Here is an 18,469-nt window from a genome sequence, read left to right on the forward strand (position 1 = left end):
GCCGAGGAAAACAATTTGATTTGCCGAGCTATGGATATTACCTTTTGAACATCAATATGTTACACGGACAACAAAACTACGTTAGATAAATCATCAAAACATGGGCTGTGGCGGTCGCAAGAAATCAGAAAAGCCCAGCCATCACGGCTGGACTTTCAACAAACGAAATAAACTTACATCAAAATACTTATACATGTATAACTATGACTAAGAGCAACCACATAGTGGCCCTCTTGTGCTTTTTGGTCTTAATCAGTATTGTCGCACGGTCGCCCTTACATCGAGAGCGATGCGCATATTAACATCGAGGCAGGTCTTCTGACTTTGTTCCCACTCCAAACTCCTTCCCGCCATAAAGGGCAGTGGATTGTTTTGCTTGGAATGTGCTAAGGGAACTCACAGCTGCGGGACAGTAGGAGATTCTCACTCACATTCCCTTTTAAACGCTGTTATGCGTACCTTGACGTTGCAAAGATAGTATAATTCCACGGAACCACCAAACAAAACAACAAAAAAATACCACAGTTGCACAATGCTGGCAACTGTGGCAATTATGATAATAGTTTGCGTTACTATCTGATGGATGAGGGATTAGATTTCCCAACCGATGGCTGACGCACCAAGAACAGCAGCCGAAGCGCCATCGAGACCGCTCACCAAGAACTGGGCCTTACCCTTGAAAATGTTCATCACGTGGTTGTCATATGCTACTTTGATAGGATCCATGATGAGCTTACCGGCTTTCACCAGGCCACCAAAGAAGATGAATGCCTCAGGAGAAGAGAATGCAGCGAAGTCGGCACAGGCTTCACCAAGCATCGTACCAGTGAAGTCGAAAATCTCTTTAGCCAGTTCGTCACCCTTGCCTGCGGCAATGCTTACGTCGAGCGAAGTAATCTTTTCGGCATCCAGCTCGCGGAGCAATGAGGGACGATCGGTCTTCTCAAGCATCTCGCGGGCAGTGCGTGCCACACCTGTGGCAGAGCAATAAGCCTCCAAACATCCAGTGCGACCGCAACCGCAAAGGCGACCTTGAGCACCACGAACCATAGTGACGTGACCTAACTCACCGGCAAATCCATCGTGACCGTAGAGCAGCTGTCCATTGACAACCACACCCGAACCAACTCCGGTACCAAGGGTGATGACGATAAAATTCTTCATGCCGCGTGCCACACCATATACCATTTCACCCAATGCAGCAGCATTGGCATCGTTGGTCAAGCCAACAGGAACGCCGAGTGCATCGCTGAACATCTGTGCCAATGGCACAATACCATCGTGTGCCCATGGCAGATTGGGAGCAAACTCTATGGTTCCTCTATAGAAATTGCCGTTGGGTGCACCAATACCCATGGCTTTTATTTTCTCAATACCTCCTACTTGGTCAATGATAGGGAGAAGTGCTTCGACAGAAGCCTTAACAAAATCTTCTGCACAAGTATATCCGCCAGTCTTAATGGCTGTTTGAGTTTTAATGTCACCACGTGAATCTACGATTCCAAAGACAGAATTGGTGCCTCCGAGATCGAGTCCTATGACATATGGTTTGATGCCTTGCTGTTCACTCATAAGTTGATAAAATTGTATTTTAAGTTATTGATTTTCGAATTTCAAGTGGCAAAGTTATGAAAAAAACATTGAATAAACAAAGTTTTTTCCAAAGAAATGTACGAGATACACACATTCTTTGTATCTTTGCACTTGATATGCCGTTTCCAATACATATAAATATAGTCGATTTGGTATTCAAGGGAATGCTAATCGGCATGATTGCCTCAGCTCCTATGGGACCTGTAGGCGTACTCTGTGTGCAACGCACACTGAACAAAGGCCGATGGTATGGATTCATCACAGGAGTGGGTGCCGCAGTGAGCGACATCATCTATGCTGCCATCACTGGCTTTGGTATGGCTTTTGTCATGGACATCATCAATAACGACACGAATAAATTCTATCTGCAGATCATTGGCAGCATCATTCTACTGTCGTTTGGTATCTACACATGGAGATCAGACCCTACCAAAAACATCCATCAATCAGGTAAACAACGCGGATCGATGACACACAATGCCATCACGGCATTTCTCGTCACTTTCTCCAATCCGTTGATTATATTTCTATTCATGGGTCTCTTCGCACAATTTGCATTTGTCATTCCAAACAGACCATTTGAGATGATTGTCGGATTTGCAAGCATTGTGGGTGGGGCACTCGTCTGGTGGTATGGACTGACATGGCTGATAGACAAGGTGCGAGGCATCTTCGACTCCAGTGGCATACGCATCATTAATCAGATCATCGGTGCCATTGTCATCATCTTCTCCGTCATATTCCTCTTCGGAACATGTACTAACCTTTACCGCTTTTAGCACATAAGACAGATTATGCAAATAGCACAACAACTCAGAAAGACTAACATAGCAGAGTATCTGCTATATATGTGGCAGGTGGAAGACATTATCAGAGCATTCGACTGCTCGCTGAGCCGCATACGACGCGAATACATCGAGCGCTTCGACTATACCGACGAACAGAAAGAAGATGAAGCTGACTGGTTTGGAAACCTCATCAGAATGATGAACTCGGAAGGTTGTCGGGAGAAAGGACACTTGCAGATCAACAAGGTGACACTGCAGATGTTGCAGGAGCTACATACCCAACTATTGGGTAGTACAAAGTTTCCGTTCTACAGCGCCGAATATTACAAAGTGCTACCCTATATCGTAGAGTTGCGCAACCATGGCGCAAGCAAAGACGAAAACGAGATAGAGACTTGCTTCAACTCGCTATATGGCGTGATGATGTTGCGGTTGCAGAAAAAAGAGATAACACCCAACACACAGCATGCCATACAAGAGATTAGCACACTTATCGGTATGCTCAACGACTATTATCTCAAAGACAAAGAAGAACCACTGCAATTTGAATAGGAAGATGAACATCCTTGTAACAGGTTGCCACGGACAGTTGGGCAACGAGATACAACTGCTGGAGAATAACTATCCACAGCACACCTATTATAATACAGACCGCGACGAACTCGACATCACCGATAGCGATGCCATTGCTCACTTTGTGGATGAACACCACATAGACGGCATCATCAACTGCGCGGCATATACTGCCGTTGACAAGGCAGAAACGGATGAACAACTCAGCACAACACTCAATGCCACTGCTCCTGCATATCTGGCACAGGCTATAGAGAAACGCAACGGATGGATGGTTCAGATATCCACAGACTACGTGTTTGACGGCACAAACCATACACCATACGTTGAAACCGACACGACCAAGCCCAACAGTGTCTATGGCAGAACAAAACTGGAAGGAGAAATCAACGTGCAGAAATACTGCAAGCGCACCATGATAGTGCGCACAGCATGGCTCTATTCCATCTTTGGAAACAATTTCGTCAAGACGATGATCAGATTGGGAAAGGAGCGAGACAGCATTGGGGTGGTGTTCGACCAAATAGGCACACCCACCTATGCACACGATTTGGCTAACGCCATTATGACTGCTATAGGACAGGGCATCAAGCCTGGCATCTACCATTTCTCCAATGAAGGAGTCATCTCATGGTATGATTTCACCAAGGCTATCCATCGGTTGGCTGGCATCAATACCTGCCGGGTAAGACCGCTCCACACAGCAGAATATCCTTCTGCTGCACCACGTCCACACTACAGCGTGCTCGACAAGACAAAGATTAAAACCACATACAACATAGATATTCCCTATTGGGAAGACAGTTTGAAACAGTGTATCGATAAGTTATGAATCAAGAAATAGAAAGAAGAAGAACATTTGCCATCATCTCCCACCCTGATGCCGGTAAGACAACGCTGACGGAGAAATTCCTCTTGTTTGGTGGACAGATACAGGTGGCTGGTGCTGTAAAGAGCAACAAAATCAAGAAGACAGCCACTTCCGACTGGATGGATATCGAGAAACAACGCGGTATCTCGGTATCTACATCAGTTATGGAATTTGACTACACACCTGCAGGTGGCGACATTGAATACAAAGTGAACATCCTCGACACACCGGGTCACCAGGATTTTGCAGAAGATACCTATCGTACACTTACAGCTGTGGATTCTGCCATCATCGTAGTGGATAGCGCTAAAGGTGTAGAGGCACAGACTCGCAAACTGATGAACGTATGTCGCATGCGCAATACGCCTGTTATCATCTTCATCAATAAGATGGACCGAGAAGGACGCGACCCATTCGATCTGCTCGATGAACTCGAACAGGAACTGGGCATCAAAGTGCGTCCACTGTCATGGCCCATCAACCAAGGTGCAAAGTTCAAGGGTGTTTATAACATCTACGAACAGAAGCTCGACCTCTTTACTCCCGACAAACAGCGAGTAACAGAAAAGGTAGAAATAGACATCAACAGCAAAGAACTCGACGAGAAAGTCGGTGAACGCGATGCTGACAAACTGCGTGAAGACCTTGAACTCGTAGATGGTGTATATCCTGAATTTGACGTAGAGACCTATCGCTCTGCCGAAGTAGCACCTGTATTCTTCGGTTCGGCACTCAACAATTTCGGTGTACAGGAACTGCTCAACTGCTTTGTAGAAATAGCTCCGAGTCCTCGTGAGACTAAAGCAGAAGAGCGCATGGTAAAGCCCGACGAACCTAAATTCACGGGATTTATCTTCAAAATCACTGCTAATATCGACCCCAACCACCGTTCGTGTATCGCTTTCTGCAAAGTATGTTCGGGTAAATTCCAGCGCAACCAGCCTTATTTGCACGTCAGACAGGGCAAGACGCTGCGTTTCTCAAGTCCCACACAGTTTATGGCACAGCGCAAGAGTACTATCGACGAAGCATGGCCCGGAGACATTGTCGGTCTGCCAGACAATGGTATCTTCAAAATCGGAGACACGCTGACCGAAGGTGAAAAGCTCCACTTCCGCGGACTGCCATCATTCTCGCCCGAACTCTTCAAATACATTGAAAACGACGATCCAATGAAGTCAAAACAATTGCAGAAGGGTATCGACCAGTTGATGGACGAAGGTGTGGCACAGTTGTTTGTCAACCAGTTTAACGGCAGAAAGATTATCGGTACGGTAGGACAACTGCAGTTTGAGGTTATCCAGTACCGTTTGGAAAACGAGTACAACGCAAAATGCCGATGGGAACCCGTACATCTCTACAAGGCCTGTTGGATAGAAAGCGACAATGCCGCAGAGCTCGACAACTTCAAAAAGCGCAAGTATCAGTATATGGCAAAAGATAAGGACGGACGCGATGTGTTTCTCGCTGACTCAAGCTATGTATTGTCTATGGCACAACAGGACTTTGAGAACATCAAGTTCCATTTCACTTCAGAATTCTAAAAACATACCAACAAATGACCAGAGAAGAAGATATTCGTAAGGCTGTGGAAGTGCTCCGCAAGGGAGGCGTTATACTCTACCCCACCGATACCGTATGGGGAATAGGTTGCGATGCTACCAACAGCGAAGCGGTGAAACGTGTTTATGACATCAAACAACGTGATGATTCGAAGGCACTCATCTGCCTCGTGGATAGCGATGCACGCCTGCAACGATACATCCGCAAAGTGCCCGATGTGGCATGGCAGTTGCTCGACTGCTGCGACAAACCTACTACCGTTATTCTCGACGGTGCGGTCAATTTAGCAGAAAACCTTATTGCCGAAGATGGTTCCGTCGGCATACGCATCACTCAGGAGCCTTTCTCCAAGGAGCTATGCTTCCGATTCCAGAAAGCGCTGGTATCTACATCGGCAAACATCAGCGGTGAACCTGCTGCACAAAACTACCCCGACATCGATCCGAAGATTATCGAAGCCGTAGATTATGTATGCTGGAGCCGCCGACAGGAGCATAAGCCTCACAAGCCATCGAGCATCATTAAACTGACAGAAGACGGTCAAGTGACCATCATCCGCAAATAGCCCCCCCCTCAACCAACAGACCGAAACAAGAGAATAGATATGAGTCAACATGAAATAGCGACACGCACAGACTGGAGACACCGCATTCACGAATGGCGGGTAACACACATTAGCGACAGAATGTTTCTACTCGTTCTGGCGTTCTTTGTGGGCCTGTTGTCTGCTGTAGCCGCTTTCATCCTGCACAGTATGATTGACCTGATAGGCTCACTGCTGACGGGTAAGTTTACTGCAACAAGTTACAACTGGCTCTATCTGGTATATCCTGTCATCGGCATCTACCTTACCTCGCTTTTTGTGAGACATGTCGTCAAAGACAATATATCTCACGGTATCACGCGAATACTATATGCCATCTCGTCAAACAAGTCGCGACTGAAAGCCCACAACACATGGTCATCGGTCATTGCATCAGCCATCACCATCGGTTTTGGTGGTTCGGTGGGAGCTGAGGCGCCTATCGTTTTGACGGGATCGGCCATCGGGTCAAGGCTCGGGCAACTGTTTCGACTCGACAACAAAACGCTGATGACGCTCGTAGGATGCGGTGCTGCTGGTGCCATTGCCGGAATCTTTAAGGCGCCGATTGCAGGATTGGTATTCACGCTGGAAGTATTGATGATCGATTTGACCATGGCTTCGCTGTTGCCTGTATTGGTATCGTGTGTGACAGCAACCTGCTTCACCTATATTTTCAGCGGTGCCTCAACACTATTCACCTTCCATCTCGACAACGACTGGACGGTGGAACGTGTACCGGCATCTATTCTATTAGGAATCACCTGCGGTCTCGTCAGCCTCTATTTCATACGGTCTATGAATGCCTGCGAGGATGTTTATGCTCGATTTAAAAACAAGCCATACGTCAAACTCCTTATCGGTGGCGTTGTTCTGAGCACGCTGATCTTCCTCTTTCCTTCACTCTATGGCGAAGGATACCATGCCATCAACCTGTTGCTCAACGGTAAATCGGAGACTGACTGGAACCAGATTCTCGACGGTTCACTATTCTACGGACATCCGGAATATCTGATGATATATCTATCGCTGGTGCTCTTCACCAAGGTGTTCGCCACATCGGCAACCAATGGAGGCGGCGGTTGTGGTGGTACTTTCGCACCCAGTTTGTTCATAGGATGCTTCACCGGATTCGTCTTCTCACGCTTGTGGAACATGAATCAAGTGGGAATATATGTGCCTGAGAAGAACTTTGCACTATTGGGCATGGCTGGAGTCATGTCTGGAGTGATGCATGCACCGCTGACAGGAACATTCCTCATCGCCGAGATTACCAGTGGATACAACCTATTCATGCCGTTGATGATTGTTTCGGTATCGGCATATCTCACCATCATCATCTTTGAACCGCATAGTATATATGGTATGCGACTCGCCCGACAAGGTAAGTTGCTCACCCACCACACCGACCATTCTGTGCTCACGCTGATGAATATGGAAACCGTGATAGACCGTGACTACCAATCGGTGGATGCTGATATGGAACTCGGACAAATGGTACATAAGATCAGTCGCTCTAAGCAGAGTGTGCTTCCTGTTACTGACGCTGCAGGACATCTGTTAGGGGAAATAGATATTATACGCATTCGCCACGTGATGTTCCGCACCGAACTATATCACCATTTCCATGCCAGTCAACTCATGACTAAACCGGCTGCAGTACTCACCGATGGCATGCCGATGACTGATGTAATGAAGGCTTTTGAACGAACACAGGCTGACTGGCTGCCTGTACTTGACGCTGACCGCTGTCTGCGTGGCTATATCTCACAGAAACGCATATACGGTATGTATCGTAAGATGGTGCGCGACTTCAGTCAGGAATAGCATCTATTTATATTAATAATGTGTAGCAATCATATCAATGTTGAAGAAAGAAGACCTTAGAATAGTATTTATGGGAACACCGGAGTTTGCCGTAGAGACACTGCAAGCACTGGTAGAACACGACTATAATGTAGTGGCTGTAGTCACCAAACCCGATAAACCCGTAGGAAGACACGGTTCGGTACTACAAGCACCTGCCGTCAAAAAATATGCTTTGGAACATGGATTACCGGTGTTACAACCTGAGAAAATGAAAGACGAGGACTTCGTGGAACAGTTGAAGAGCTACAATGCCAACCTTCAGGTGGTAGTGGCTTTCCGCATGTTACCCGAAGTGGTATGGGCAATGCCCGAATATGGCACATTCAATGTACATGCTGCCCTACTGCCACAATACCGTGGTGCGGCGCCCATCAACTGGGCCATCATCAATGGTGAGACACAAACTGGCGTGACAACATTCTTCCTCGACCACGATATTGATACTGGTCGTATCATCATGAGCAAGCCTTTCGACATTCCAGACAATGCCGATGTGGAATATGTTTATGACGGACTGATGCACCTCGGCGCACAACTCTGTCTCGAAACGCTCGAACAAATTGTGGCTACCAATGGGCATCCTGCGACCGTGGCACAAAGCGAAAAGATAGAAGACAAGGACCTCAAAGACGCTCCGAAACTGTTCAAAGAAAACTGCGAAATCAATTGGAACCAGAAAGCGAAACAGGTGTATGACTTCGTGCGCGGCCTCTGTCCCATACCAGGAGCTTGGACCAATCTGATAACACAAGATGGTAAGGAGACACTGTTGAAAGTCTATCGCACAAGCAAAACCGGTCAATCCACCACCGCTGCACCAGGCACAATCTGCATAGAAGGTAAGCGCTTGCTGGTGGCTACTATTGATGAATGGCTCTGTTTCGAGGAACTTCAACTGGCAGGAAAGAAGCGCATGATGGCACGCGACTTCATGAATGGCATGAAGGAACTGGATCAGTGTCACGTGGGATAAGTAAAAAAATCACTTTAAAAATATACTAAAACGGCAAAGACCTCGTTTATTCTTATAGAAAACTATAAGGAAAAAGCCGATGTCAAGCGCCAATAAGCACGAAACGGACAAACCCAGCGAAACAACCATCCTGCTCATTAAACAGGTGGCTCGCACCTACAAGACCATTGTTGAAAGCGATGGGACTGTCAAGGTAGTGGGGATGAACTGAACTTGAAACTTAAATCAACAACTGACAAGATGACTAAAGTATCTCCATCATTACTGGCGGCCGACTTTCTGCACCTCGACCGCGATATTGAAATGATCAACAGAAGTGAAGCAGACTGGCTTCATCTCGATGTTATGGACGGGGTTTTTGTACCCAATATCTCCTTCGGCTTTCCTGTACTCGAAGCTGTTGCATCAAAGTGCGCCAAACCATTGGATGTGCATTACATGATTGTAAATCCAGAACAGTATATCAAGCAAACCGCTAAACTTGGCGCTATGATGATGAATGTTCACGTAGAAGCCTGTCGCCACTTACACCGCACAGTACAGGAAATACACGATGCTGGCATGAAAGCCGGTGTCACACTCAATCCCGCCACACCTGTTTCCGTATTGGAAGACATTGCAGCAGATGTGGATATGGTATTGCTGATGAGCGTCAATCCTGGATTTGGCGGACAAAAATTCATTGAAAACACCATCGGCAAGGTGCAGCGCTTGCGCCAATTACTCGACCAAACTGGCAGTAAAGCACTAATCGAAGTGGATGGTGGAGTACAGGGCGAGACTGCGCCACGCTTGGTTAAAGCCGGTGTGGATGTTCTTGTCAGCGGTAGTTACGTATTCAAAAGCAAGCAACCAGAACAGACTATCCACGAATTGCGCAATCTCTAAACAACCAATAGCAGTTCAACAACAGCAGATGATCTAAATCATCCTGCACATACGACAACTCCTTTACACCAAGATGAAACATCAGTATTGGTGCAAAGGAGTTTCATACCTCACATCATACTATCAGATACTATATCAAATTAATACGTTTGGCCATACGGCGCATATTGCGAATGGCATAGCGCATACGCCCAAGCGAAGTATTGATACTGACATTGGTAATTTCGGCTATGTCTTTAAACTGCAAACCCTGATAATAACGCATCAATACCACCTCGCGCTGTTCATCAGGAAGCAGATCCATCAGTTGTCGCATGTGGCCACTGAGTTCCTCAGCCACCAGCATATCTTCCCTACTTTTATAGGGATGTCCACAATCTATGACCGTCAGCAACTCGTCATCGCTGATATTTACCGCCTGTTCTTTCTTTTGTTTTCTCACATCATCAATCAGCAAATTACGGGCAATACGCATCAACCAGTATAGAAACTTACCCTGATTGAAGTATTGTCCATCTTTCATCTTCACGATAGCTCTGATGAAAGTTTCTTGAAAGAGGTCATCGGCTTTGTCCTTATCACGGGTCAAAGCCAAGATAAAATCGAATAATTGCTGCTGATTGCGTGCCAACAACTCATCGAAAGCAGAATCCTTGCCCTCCATATAGGCTTGCACCAACATATCGTCGGAGCAGTTTGCATATCCCTTCATGGTCCAAATGTTTTGATTTCTTGAGGGTAGAATTTAATCGATAAGCCTATTGTTTTTTAAGATGGGTTACTGGCAATATTACCATTATATGATGCAAATTTAAGGTAAAATTTCAGTATCTCCAAATTATTCTAACAGAAATTCGTGATTTCTCATTCTTTTGTTTTAACTTTGTGAACTGAATATATAACCAAGCTAAGACTTATTTATGTTGAAACTATTTGTTCCGGGGCGTTTGTGCCTCTTTGGAGAACACACCGACTGGGCAGGCCATTACCGAACCATGAATGCCGATATCCTTCCGGGTATGGCTATAGTTACTGGTATCGAACAAGGAATTTATGCAGAAGTGGAGAAAGCCTCCAACTTCGAAATGCATAGCGATGCCGCTGAAATGAAAGATGCGTGGCGTGACTTTTCATGCCGCATGACAGAGACAGATCTGAAGCGTGTTGCCAAATCGGGATCGTTTTTCTGCTACTGTGCAGGTGTAGCCAGCTACATGTTGGAATGGTATAAGGTAGGTGGTGTACGCATCCGCATTACCAATATGACACTTCCCATGAAGAGCGGACTATCGTCATCTGCAGCTATTTGTGTTTTGGTTGCACGTGCTTTCAACCTGCTGTACAACTTGAACCTCAACACCATGGGCGAAATGAATATCGCCTATCTCGGTGAACAGCGCACTTCGTCACGTTGCGGACGACTTGACCAAGCATGCGCCTTTGGTGTGAAACCCAATCTGATGACCTTTGATGGCGATGAAATCGAAGTGCAGTCACTCAATGTCAAAAAGACACTACACTGGGTGTTTGCAGACCTTTGCACTGCAAAAGATACAATCCGCATCCTTTCTGACTTGAATAAGCCCTATCCATTTGCGCAAAACGAGAAGGAGCAAAACCTCCATCGGGCGTTAGGAGAATGGAACCACAAAATCATAGAACGTGCTGTGAAATATATGGCAGAGGGACAAGTGGAGCAACTGGGGCAACTGATGACAGAGACAGAAAATATGTTTGAGGAATACATCACGCCCATGTCGCCTGCACTACAAGCACCAAAACTCCATGAAGTATTGAGGGATCCTGCCATCCAACCATTGGTATATGGTGGAAAGGGTGTTGGTTCACACGGCGATGGAAGTGTGCAATTTCTCGCACGCGATGCGGAATCACAGAAGAAATTGGTTGATTACCTCAACAGCGAAGGCATGCGTGCCTACCAATTGACCATCAACCCTGTACATACGGTACGTCGCGCTATTATCCCCGTGGCAGGTTTCGGCACACGACTATACCCCGCGACCCGCGGATTAAAGAAGGACTTTTTCCCCATACCCTGTGCCGATGGCATGGTGCGCCCCGTCATTCTCATTTTGCTTGAAGAACTGGTAAAGAGTGGCATCGAGGAGATTTGTCTCGTATTGGGCTCTGAGGAGGAACGTAAACTCTATACTGAATTCTTCGAAACACCGCTTTCTGCAGAACATCTGTCGAAGCTCAATACCGAAGCACAAGAATATGAAAACCGCATTCTTGATATCGGTAAGCGACTGCGCTACGTATATCAAAAAGAAAAGCGCGGTTTCGGCCATGCCGTTTATCAGGCTGTGGAATTCACACACAATGAGCCAGTGCTCCTACTCTTAGGTGACACGATCTACCGTAGCCATCGCAATAAACCCTGTGCCCTACAACTCATCGAGGAATATGAGCGCTACAACAGACTCATGGTCAGTATCCATTCCGTTCCACTGACCGAAGTTAGTCGTTACGGCATACTCAGTGGCATCTGGGAAGACAAAGAGAACACCATTCTCAATGTATCGGCAATGAACGAGAAACCCAAGGCCAGTTATGCCGAAGAGTTCCTTGGTGTGCGTGGCAACGATGGAAAGAAAGAGTATTGCAGTGTGTTTGGACAGTATATCCTCACACCGGAGGTCTTCCAGCAGTTGGAAACCGATATTCGAAAAGCCGATGAAGGAAACGACCATACACGCGAGATAGAGCTCACCTCAGCACTTGAGGCCGTTCGTAGCAACCATGGCATGATGGGTGTGCGGCTTGATGGTGAGATGTATGACATGGGCAATCCCGATGCCCTCTGTCGTTGCGTAGCAGCCTTCTCTAAACCAAAAGAATAATCGGATGCAGAAATACAATATGCAATGTAAATCTGATTGCGAATATAGATACAATTAAGATGTGTAGGAAGTTGTTCTTGTTTATTTTGCTGAGCACCTGCGGGTTCAAGGCAAGTGCGATGGATAATGACAGCATCTCTGTGATGTCTCATCTGCTTGACTATTACTCAAAGGTTCCTCAGGAGCGAATCTATCTGCACACAGACCGTCCTTATTATATGGTTGGCGACACGATATGGTTTCGTGCTCATCTGTTGGATGCCGCCACTCGCATCCCTGTGTCACGCTCGCGCTATGTCTATGTGGAACTCTATGAACAGAATGCCGACACGTTGGTCCAGCGCATGAAAGTGCGTTGTGACAGTAGTGGCGTGTTTGCCAATGCGATGTTTCTATCGAAGACGATGACGAGTGGTAGCTACACCATGGTGGCCTATACGCAGTGGATGCGCAACTTCGGTTCGGATTATTTCTGCTATAAGCCCATCTATGTGACGGCAAAGACGGGCGACGACCGCTATGTGTCGTGCGTGGAAGCACCTATTGCCCTGCAATCATCGCCCCTATTGGAAGTGAAGCAACGCAAGGGACAATTGCTGATCCGCATGTCGGATGCGAGCGAGTCTGACACGTTAACCTGTGTGATATATGGTGGCGGCAACTTAGTGGAAACACCCTATGTCGGTTCGCGTGTGTTGCGAATCGGTATGAGTCGTTTGCGTCCAGGCGTAGTGACGGTGGCCATGATCCGTCCTCAAGACAAATTGGTCTTGGCCTCCTGTGAGACGCAGATTGCCAGTCGCGACAGCATATGTGTGAGCATGAAAAGTCAGATGACAGAAGGCAAGAAGATGCCCATAGCGTCCACGCTGACCTTGACCGATCAGGAAGGCCGCCCCTTAAAAGGCACTTTTTCGGTTTCGGTGACCGACTATGACGTGGTGAAGCCCGACACGTTGCAGCCAACACTATCGCAATGGGCAGTGAGTCGCCGCGATGGCGTCTATCCCCTTGCCGATATGCTTCGTGGCCGCTATCCACAGATGACCTATCCGATAGAGACAGAACAACGTATCACGGGCAGAGTGAAAGGCACGTTGAAATCGAAATTAAAGAATCCAAGTCTATTGGTGGTGAATCCTATGAGGGCATACTATAATAGATTTGAATTAGGTGATAGTTCTTCTTTCTCAATGGAAATAGATTGTCCTGAGGGGGCAGAATGGGTCTTAGAGGGCGCAAAGAAAAATGGCAGGACCTCCCTCGTTCAACTCGAAATCGACAAGCAAAGCTTTCCTCAAATAAGTCTTCCTATATATTCTATTAGAGAATCAAGCTCTTTGAATTCGTTTATGAAGCAAAGCAAATTGCAACAAATGTTTAGTCGTAATGTAGAGATAGAACTCCCAGAGTTCGTCCGAATTGGAAAATATCAAAAAAAACAGAAGAAAAATTTCATGAATATTGAAGCTGTTCGTGGAATTCCTCAAGATGATCCTCGATTAGAGTGGGCCACAACAATGCGTGTTTTGATGTCGCAATTGGGAATTTGGGTTACGATAACTCCTGAAGGAGAACAACATATGCAAAATGTTGTTTGTTATATTGATAATTTTAAGGAAACAGATCATTCAATAGTACTGCAAACGAATCCTTCTGACGTTAAGTCAATAGAGTATTTCCCGAAAAATCGTTCGGAAAATAGCGTATTTGGTGTGAGGTTTTCACCAAATGGAACAATCCCAGGCGTGCTGTTTATTTTTCTTAAGGATGGCTCGGAAATCAAACGTAGGAATCATCTGCTCTCCATGGCAAAGGTACAGCCTTTAGGCTACCGCTACAACATGGAATTCTATTCGCCACAATATCCCAAGGTAGATAAGAGTGACTATATGCGCCCCGACTATCGCACGACGCTCTATTGGAATCCTTCGGTGACAACGGATGATGCAGGGAAAGTAAGGGTGCAGTTCTACTCTTCTGATGTGTCGAAGCATTATCTTCTCACTATAGAGGGAGTGATGGCTAATGGACGACCTGTGAGTTGGCGAGGATTGATTAATATCTAATATAAGACAAATATGAAACAGTTTGTAATGATGATATTTGCATTCGCTACTTTTATGGCATGTGGCGATGATAATAATGGTACTACAGAGCGGATTCTGACGGATGCTGATATGTTTGTTGCCTCAGAGCAATTTCAGGAATATCAAGAAGTTGTTGGTAGAGATCGTTCTGAAATTCGAAGTATAGTAAATAGAATGTCTGCTAAAGAGAAAAAACGTTATATAATGCTTTTGGATTCTGCTGTACATACAGATTCGCATATGCGCCAAACAAATTTTGTTAGACAGTTGACGATGATGACAGGCATAAATTATTCTCATAGGGCATTAGTGCTATATAATGCAAAGAATAAGGCTTTTAAGAATATAAATATTTGCCGAACAGATTATTTGCGAGCTCTTCAACGGTACAATATTAGAATTGATTTGCAAACTAAAACGAGAAGTATAGACAACGAATCTCAATGTTTGGCTAATTGTATGACGTCATATCGAATTGCCACAAGTGCTTGTGAATATTGTGGTATTGGTAATTGGGATCTATCGGCTGTTAATCCCAATGATGACATAGATGAAATTATTCGAAAGAATTTGGATAGACTTGAATACGAACAATGGTGCGATTATAGAACCTGTATTTTAAATGCTGATTTGGAGTATGAACAATGTGAAGATAAATGTTAGTTTTTTAATTTTATGGATATGCCAATCTGTACAGGCAAGTGCGATGAATAATGACAGCATCTCTGTGATGTCTCATCTGCTTGACTATTACTCAAAGGTTCCTCAGGAGCGAATCTATCTGCACACAGACCGTCCTTATTATATGGTTGGCGACACGATATGGTTTCGTGCTCATCTGTTGGATGCCGCCACTCGCATCCCTGTGTCACGCTCGCGCTATGTCTATGTGGAACTCTATGAACAGAATGCCGACACGTTGGTCCAGCGCATGAAAGTGCGTTGTGACAGTAGTGGCGTGTTTGCCAATGCGATGTTTCTATCGAAGACGATGACGAGTGGTAGCTACACCATGGTGGCCTATACGCAGTGGATGCGCAATTTTGGTTCGGATTATTTCTGCTATAAGCCCATCTATGTGACTGCAAAGACGGGCGACGACCGCTATGTGTCGTGCGTGGAAGCACCTATTGCCCTGCAATCATCGCCCCTATTGGAAGTGAAGCAACGCAAGGGACAATTGCTGATCCGCATGTCGGATGCGAGCGAGTCTGACACGTTGACCTGTGTGATATATGGTGGCGGCAACTTGGTGGAAACACCCTATGTCGGTTCGCGTGTGTTGCGAATCGGTATGAGTCGTTTGCGTCCAGGCGTAGTGACGGTGGCCATGATCCGTCCTCAAGACAAATTGGTCTTGGCCTCTTGTGAGACGCAGATTGCCAGTCGCGACAGCATATGTGTGAGCATGAAAAGTCAGATGACAGAAGGCAAGAAGATGCCCATAGCGTCCACGCTGACCTTGACCGATCAGGAAGGCCGCCCCTTAAAAGGCACTTTTTCGGTTTCGGTGACCGACTATGACGTGGTGAAGCCCGACACGTTGCAGCCAACACTATCGCAATGGGCAGTGAGTCGCCGCGATGGCGTCTATCCCCTCGCCGATATGCTTCGTGGCCGCTATCCACAGATGACCTATCCGATAGAGACCGAACAACGTATCACGGGCAGAGTGAAAGGCACGTTGAAATCGAAATTAAAGAATCCTCATCTGCTATTGGTGAACCCCGCGGAGGGAGTGCGCCATGAGTTTGAGTTGGGCGACAGCAGTCGTTTCTCGCTGACGGTGGACAGTCCCGAAGGCACGACATGGCTATTGGAAGGCACAAAAAAAAGTGGTAGTACGGAGATGGTCGAACTACAAGTTGACAAACAAATACCCCCTACGGTGAGATTGCCTCACTATGCTTGTCAAACGGGCAATGATTTGTCCGTCTATGTCAAGCAGAGCAACCAACAGCAGATGTATGCTTGGAATGGCGTGGTAGAACTGCCCGAATTTGAGAAGAAAGGAAGTAAAAAGAAGCCCAAATCGATGAACTATGGCCAACTGGAAGCCCCTCGCAATCTTTATCCGAATGATCCTCGTATTGAGCATGCGGCATCCATGGAAACACTCCTCAGCCAGTTGGGCATCTATTGTTCTGTTGGTGAAGATGGCCACAAGAGAATCGGTGGTGTTGGACAGATTGTTGGGAAAAAATATGTGGACAATGTGGCAGAAACAGATGACGAAGAAATATTGGCTATCTTGCCGCAGAATGTGCGGAGTATAGAATATTTCTCGATGAACCATCCTCAGAATACGATGTATGGTGTGCGTGCCGACATAAGAGGCAGAATCCCTGGCGTGTTGTTCATCTTCCTTAAAGATGGTTCGGAGATAGAAAAGCGCAAACACCTGCTCTCCATGGCAAGGATATCCCCGTTGGGCTATCGCTACAATATGGAGTTCTATTCACCACAGTATCCCAAGACGGATAAGAGCGACTATACGCGCCCCGACTATCGCACGACGCTCTATTGGAATCCCTCGTTGCAAACCGACGATGCTGGTGAAGCCATTGTGCGTTTTTATTCTTCCGACTCATCGAAACGCTATCTTGTCACGATAGAAGGAGCAACGGAAGATGGTCGGCCCGTGAGTTGGCAAGGCTTGCTGCGATAAGAAGATACCGCCCGATGTGTAACGCATCGGGCGGTATCTTCTTATGTGGTCGCGCTTTCCGGGCGAAGAGTGATGCCTTCCAAAAAGACGGTGTCCTGTTATTTCTCTGCCAGTTGCAGGAGGTATTTGCCATATTCGTTTTTTGCCATTGGAGCAGCCACCTCACGAAGTTTCTCTTTCGTAATCCAACCATGCTTGTAGGCAATCTCTTCCAGACAGGCCACTTTCAGTCCTTGACGCTTTTCGATCACTTCGATAAAGGTAGAAGCCTCCGACAGTGAGTCGTGAGTGCCCGTGTCGAGCCATGCGAAACCACGCTGCAATGTCTGCACCTTCAGCGTCTTTTGTGACAGATATTGTTGATTGACTGTTGTTATTTCCAATTCGCCTCGTGCACTTGGCTTGATATTTTTGGCAATTTCCACCACGCTGTTTGGATAGAAATAGAGCCCCACCACGGCATAGTTGGATTTGGGTTTTGCGGGTTTCTCTTCGATGCTGAGGCAATTGCCGTCGGCATCAAATTCTGCCACGCCATAGCGCTCTGGGTCGTTGACATAGTAGCCAAACACCGTAGCGAGTCCTTTTTGTTCCGCATTTTTCACACTCTGATGGAGCAATCCCGTGAATCCACTACCATAGAAGATATTATCGCCCAAGACAAGACATACACTATCTTTGCCAATAAACTCTTCACCGATAATAAAGGCCTGTGCCAGTCCATCCGGCGATGGTTGTTCTGCATATTCGAAACGTACTCCGAGGTCTTCACCTGTTCCCAACAAGCGTTTAAAACCAGGAAGGTCATAAGGAGTAGAGATGATAAGAATCTCCCGTATGCCTGCCAGCATCAAAGCCGATATAGGATAGTAAATCATCGGTTTGTCGAAAATGGGAATCAGTTGCTTGGATATTCCCTTTGTGATAGGATAGAGACGTGTGCCACTACCTCCTGCCAATACGATACCTTTCATAGTTCTGTGTTTTAATCTTTCGGTGCGAAGTTACGAAATATTCTTTGTATGACAAAGAAAATGAATAAGAAAAAGCAAATAACCACCAAAGGTCCGCATGATATACAGCAAAGACTCCCTCTTTCCCTATTAGGCAAAGAAGGAGTCTTCGTTATTTGATACTATGAATTGC

16 protein-coding genes and 1 riboswitch are annotated in these 18,469 nt (G+C 46.3%); of the genes, 13 read left to right on the forward strand and 3 right to left on the reverse strand.

Annotated features, from left to right (window positions below; all coding sequences use genetic code 11):
- Positions 1 to 290: 290 nt before the first annotated feature.
- Positions 291 to 478: riboswitch (cobalamin riboswitch) on the reverse strand.
- A 113-nt stretch (positions 479 to 591) separates the two neighbouring features.
- Positions 592 to 1,572 carry an ROK family protein gene (locus tag CIK96_RS05065; RefSeq protein WP_094439974.1) on the reverse strand — a complete coding sequence of 327 codons (981 nt, stop codon included), beginning with the start codon at positions 1,570 to 1,572 and terminating at the stop codon, positions 592 to 594.
- Positions 1,573 to 1,709: 137 nt separating this feature from the next.
- Here CIK96_RS05065 and CIK96_RS05070 point away from each other — a divergent pair, with 137 nt between their 5' ends.
- From CIK96_RS05070 to rpe, 9 genes are all read left to right on the forward strand, one after another.
- On the forward strand, positions 1,710 to 2,372 hold the full coding sequence (locus CIK96_RS05070) for a LysE family translocator (RefSeq protein WP_094390096.1): 663 nt from the start codon (positions 1,710 to 1,712) through the stop codon (positions 2,370 to 2,372).
- 15 nt (positions 2,373 to 2,387) lie between these two features.
- Entirely contained in the window at positions 2,388 to 2,933 is a 546-nt protein-coding gene (locus CIK96_RS05075; RefSeq protein WP_094390097.1) for a DUF4924 family protein, read from the forward strand.
- Positions 2,934 to 2,937: 4 nt separating this feature from the next.
- Positions 2,938 to 3,786 carry a dTDP-4-dehydrorhamnose reductase gene (gene rfbD, locus CIK96_RS05080; protein ID WP_094390098.1) on the forward strand — a complete coding sequence of 283 codons (849 nt, stop codon included), beginning with the start codon at positions 2,938 to 2,940 and terminating at the stop codon, positions 3,784 to 3,786.
- Positions 3,783 to 5,369 (forward strand): peptide chain release factor 3, encoded by a 1,587-nt coding sequence (locus tag CIK96_RS05085; RefSeq protein WP_094436463.1) that lies wholly within the window; start codon positions 3,783 to 3,785, stop codon positions 5,367 to 5,369. The genes rfbD and CIK96_RS05085 overlap by 4 nt, the downstream gene beginning before the upstream one ends.
- 14 nt (positions 5,370 to 5,383) lie before the next feature.
- Positions 5,384 to 5,953, forward strand: a complete 570-nt coding sequence (locus CIK96_RS05090; RefSeq protein ID WP_094390100.1) for an L-threonylcarbamoyladenylate synthase — start codon at positions 5,384 to 5,386, stop codon at positions 5,951 to 5,953.
- Positions 5,954 to 5,992: 39 nt separating this feature from the next.
- The gene (locus CIK96_RS05095; protein WP_094390101.1) at positions 5,993 to 7,798 is read left to right on the forward strand and encodes a chloride channel protein; all 1,806 of its coding nucleotides are present in this window, start codon (positions 5,993 to 5,995) and stop codon (positions 7,796 to 7,798) included.
- 40 nt (positions 7,799 to 7,838) lie between these two features.
- Positions 7,839 to 8,813: a methionyl-tRNA formyltransferase gene (gene fmt, locus CIK96_RS05100; protein WP_094440011.1), complete on the forward strand. Its 975-nt coding sequence runs from the start codon at positions 7,839 to 7,841 to the stop codon at positions 8,811 to 8,813.
- Positions 8,814 to 8,892: 79 nt separating this feature from the next.
- Positions 8,893 to 9,024 (forward strand): hypothetical protein, encoded by a 132-nt coding sequence (locus tag CIK96_RS13595; RefSeq protein ID WP_256387362.1) that lies wholly within the window; start codon positions 8,893 to 8,895, stop codon positions 9,022 to 9,024.
- Positions 9,025 to 9,053: 29 nt separating this feature from the next.
- On the forward strand, positions 9,054 to 9,701 hold the full coding sequence (gene rpe / locus CIK96_RS05105; RefSeq protein ID WP_094439975.1) for a ribulose-phosphate 3-epimerase: 648 nt from the start codon (positions 9,054 to 9,056) through the stop codon (positions 9,699 to 9,701).
- A gap of 130 nt (positions 9,702 to 9,831) precedes the next feature.
- On the opposite strand, the gene CIK96_RS05110 is transcribed toward rpe, so the two are convergent.
- The gene (locus CIK96_RS05110) at positions 9,832 to 10,413 is read right to left on the reverse strand and encodes a sigma-70 family RNA polymerase sigma factor (protein ID WP_094436467.1); all 582 of its coding nucleotides are present in this window, start codon (positions 10,411 to 10,413) and stop codon (positions 9,832 to 9,834) included.
- Between the two features lie 208 nt (positions 10,414 to 10,621).
- Here CIK96_RS05110 and CIK96_RS05115 point away from each other — a divergent pair, with 208 nt between their 5' ends.
- The 4 genes from CIK96_RS05115 (at position 10,622) to CIK96_RS05130 (ending at position 17,323) form a co-directional block, all read left to right on the forward strand.
- Positions 10,622 to 12,565: a sugar phosphate nucleotidyltransferase gene (locus tag CIK96_RS05115; RefSeq protein WP_094390104.1), complete on the forward strand. Its 1,944-nt coding sequence runs from the start codon at positions 10,622 to 10,624 to the stop codon at positions 12,563 to 12,565.
- A gap of 119 nt (positions 12,566 to 12,684) precedes the next feature.
- Positions 12,685 to 14,634 (forward strand): hypothetical protein, encoded by a 1,950-nt coding sequence (locus tag CIK96_RS05120; RefSeq protein ID WP_094439976.1) that lies wholly within the window; start codon positions 12,685 to 12,687, stop codon positions 14,632 to 14,634.
- Between the two features lie 12 nt (positions 14,635 to 14,646).
- On the forward strand, positions 14,647 to 15,318 hold the full coding sequence (locus tag CIK96_RS05125) for a hypothetical protein (protein ID WP_094390106.1): 672 nt from the start codon (positions 14,647 to 14,649) through the stop codon (positions 15,316 to 15,318).
- Positions 15,319 to 15,361: 43 nt separating this feature from the next.
- Positions 15,362 to 17,323: a hypothetical protein gene (locus CIK96_RS05130; protein WP_094439978.1), complete on the forward strand. Its 1,962-nt coding sequence runs from the start codon at positions 15,362 to 15,364 to the stop codon at positions 17,321 to 17,323.
- A 98-nt stretch (positions 17,324 to 17,421) separates the two neighbouring features.
- Here CIK96_RS05130 and rfbA read toward each other — a convergent pair whose 3' ends face one another.
- Positions 17,422 to 18,297, reverse strand: a complete 876-nt coding sequence (gene rfbA / locus CIK96_RS05135) for a glucose-1-phosphate thymidylyltransferase RfbA (RefSeq protein ID WP_094439979.1) — start codon at positions 18,295 to 18,297, stop codon at positions 17,422 to 17,424.
- Between the last annotated feature and the right edge of the window lie 172 nt (positions 18,298 to 18,469).

It is taken from the genome of Prevotella sp. P4-98, from assembly GCF_002251405.1.
In the GTDB taxonomy this organism is placed as follows: domain Bacteria; phylum Bacteroidota; class Bacteroidia; order Bacteroidales; family Bacteroidaceae; genus Prevotella.

What these genes read in the sequence shown, in the direction of transcription:
- CIK96_RS05075 (WP_094390097.1), top strand. Translation starts at nt 2,388, where the DNA reads ATGCAAATAGCACAACAACTCAGAAAGACTAACATAGCAGAGTATCTG.
- CIK96_RS05110 (WP_094436467.1), bottom strand. Translation starts at nt 10,413, where the DNA reads ATGAAGGGATATGCAAACTGCTCCGACGATATGTTGGTGCAAGCCTAT.
- CIK96_RS05095 (WP_094390101.1), top strand. Translation starts at nt 5,993, where the DNA reads ATGAGTCAACATGAAATAGCGACACGCACAGACTGGAGACACCGCATT.
- rfbA (WP_094439979.1), bottom strand. Translation starts at nt 18,297, where the DNA reads ATGAAAGGTATCGTATTGGCAGGAGGTAGTGGCACACGTCTCTATCCT.
- rpe (WP_094439975.1), top strand. Translation starts at nt 9,054, where the DNA reads ATGACTAAAGTATCTCCATCATTACTGGCGGCCGACTTTCTGCACCTC.
- CIK96_RS05085 (WP_094436463.1), top strand. Translation starts at nt 3,783, where the DNA reads ATGAATCAAGAAATAGAAAGAAGAAGAACATTTGCCATCATCTCCCAC.
- CIK96_RS05130 (WP_094439978.1), top strand. Translation starts at nt 15,362, where the DNA reads ATGAATAATGACAGCATCTCTGTGATGTCTCATCTGCTTGACTATTAC.
- CIK96_RS05125 (WP_094390106.1), top strand. Translation starts at nt 14,647, where the DNA reads ATGAAACAGTTTGTAATGATGATATTTGCATTCGCTACTTTTATGGCA.
- CIK96_RS13595 (WP_256387362.1), top strand. Translation starts at nt 8,893, where the DNA reads ATGTCAAGCGCCAATAAGCACGAAACGGACAAACCCAGCGAAACAACC.
- CIK96_RS05115 (WP_094390104.1), top strand. Translation starts at nt 10,622, where the DNA reads ATGTTGAAACTATTTGTTCCGGGGCGTTTGTGCCTCTTTGGAGAACAC.
- CIK96_RS05090 (WP_094390100.1), top strand. Translation starts at nt 5,384, where the DNA reads ATGACCAGAGAAGAAGATATTCGTAAGGCTGTGGAAGTGCTCCGCAAG.
- CIK96_RS05120 (WP_094439976.1), top strand. Translation starts at nt 12,685, where the DNA reads ATGGATAATGACAGCATCTCTGTGATGTCTCATCTGCTTGACTATTAC.
- CIK96_RS05070 (WP_094390096.1), top strand. Translation starts at nt 1,710, where the DNA reads ATGCCGTTTCCAATACATATAAATATAGTCGATTTGGTATTCAAGGGA.
- rfbD (WP_094390098.1), top strand. Translation starts at nt 2,938, where the DNA reads ATGAACATCCTTGTAACAGGTTGCCACGGACAGTTGGGCAACGAGATA.
- CIK96_RS05065 (WP_094439974.1), bottom strand. Translation starts at nt 1,572, where the DNA reads ATGAGTGAACAGCAAGGCATCAAACCATATGTCATAGGACTCGATCTC.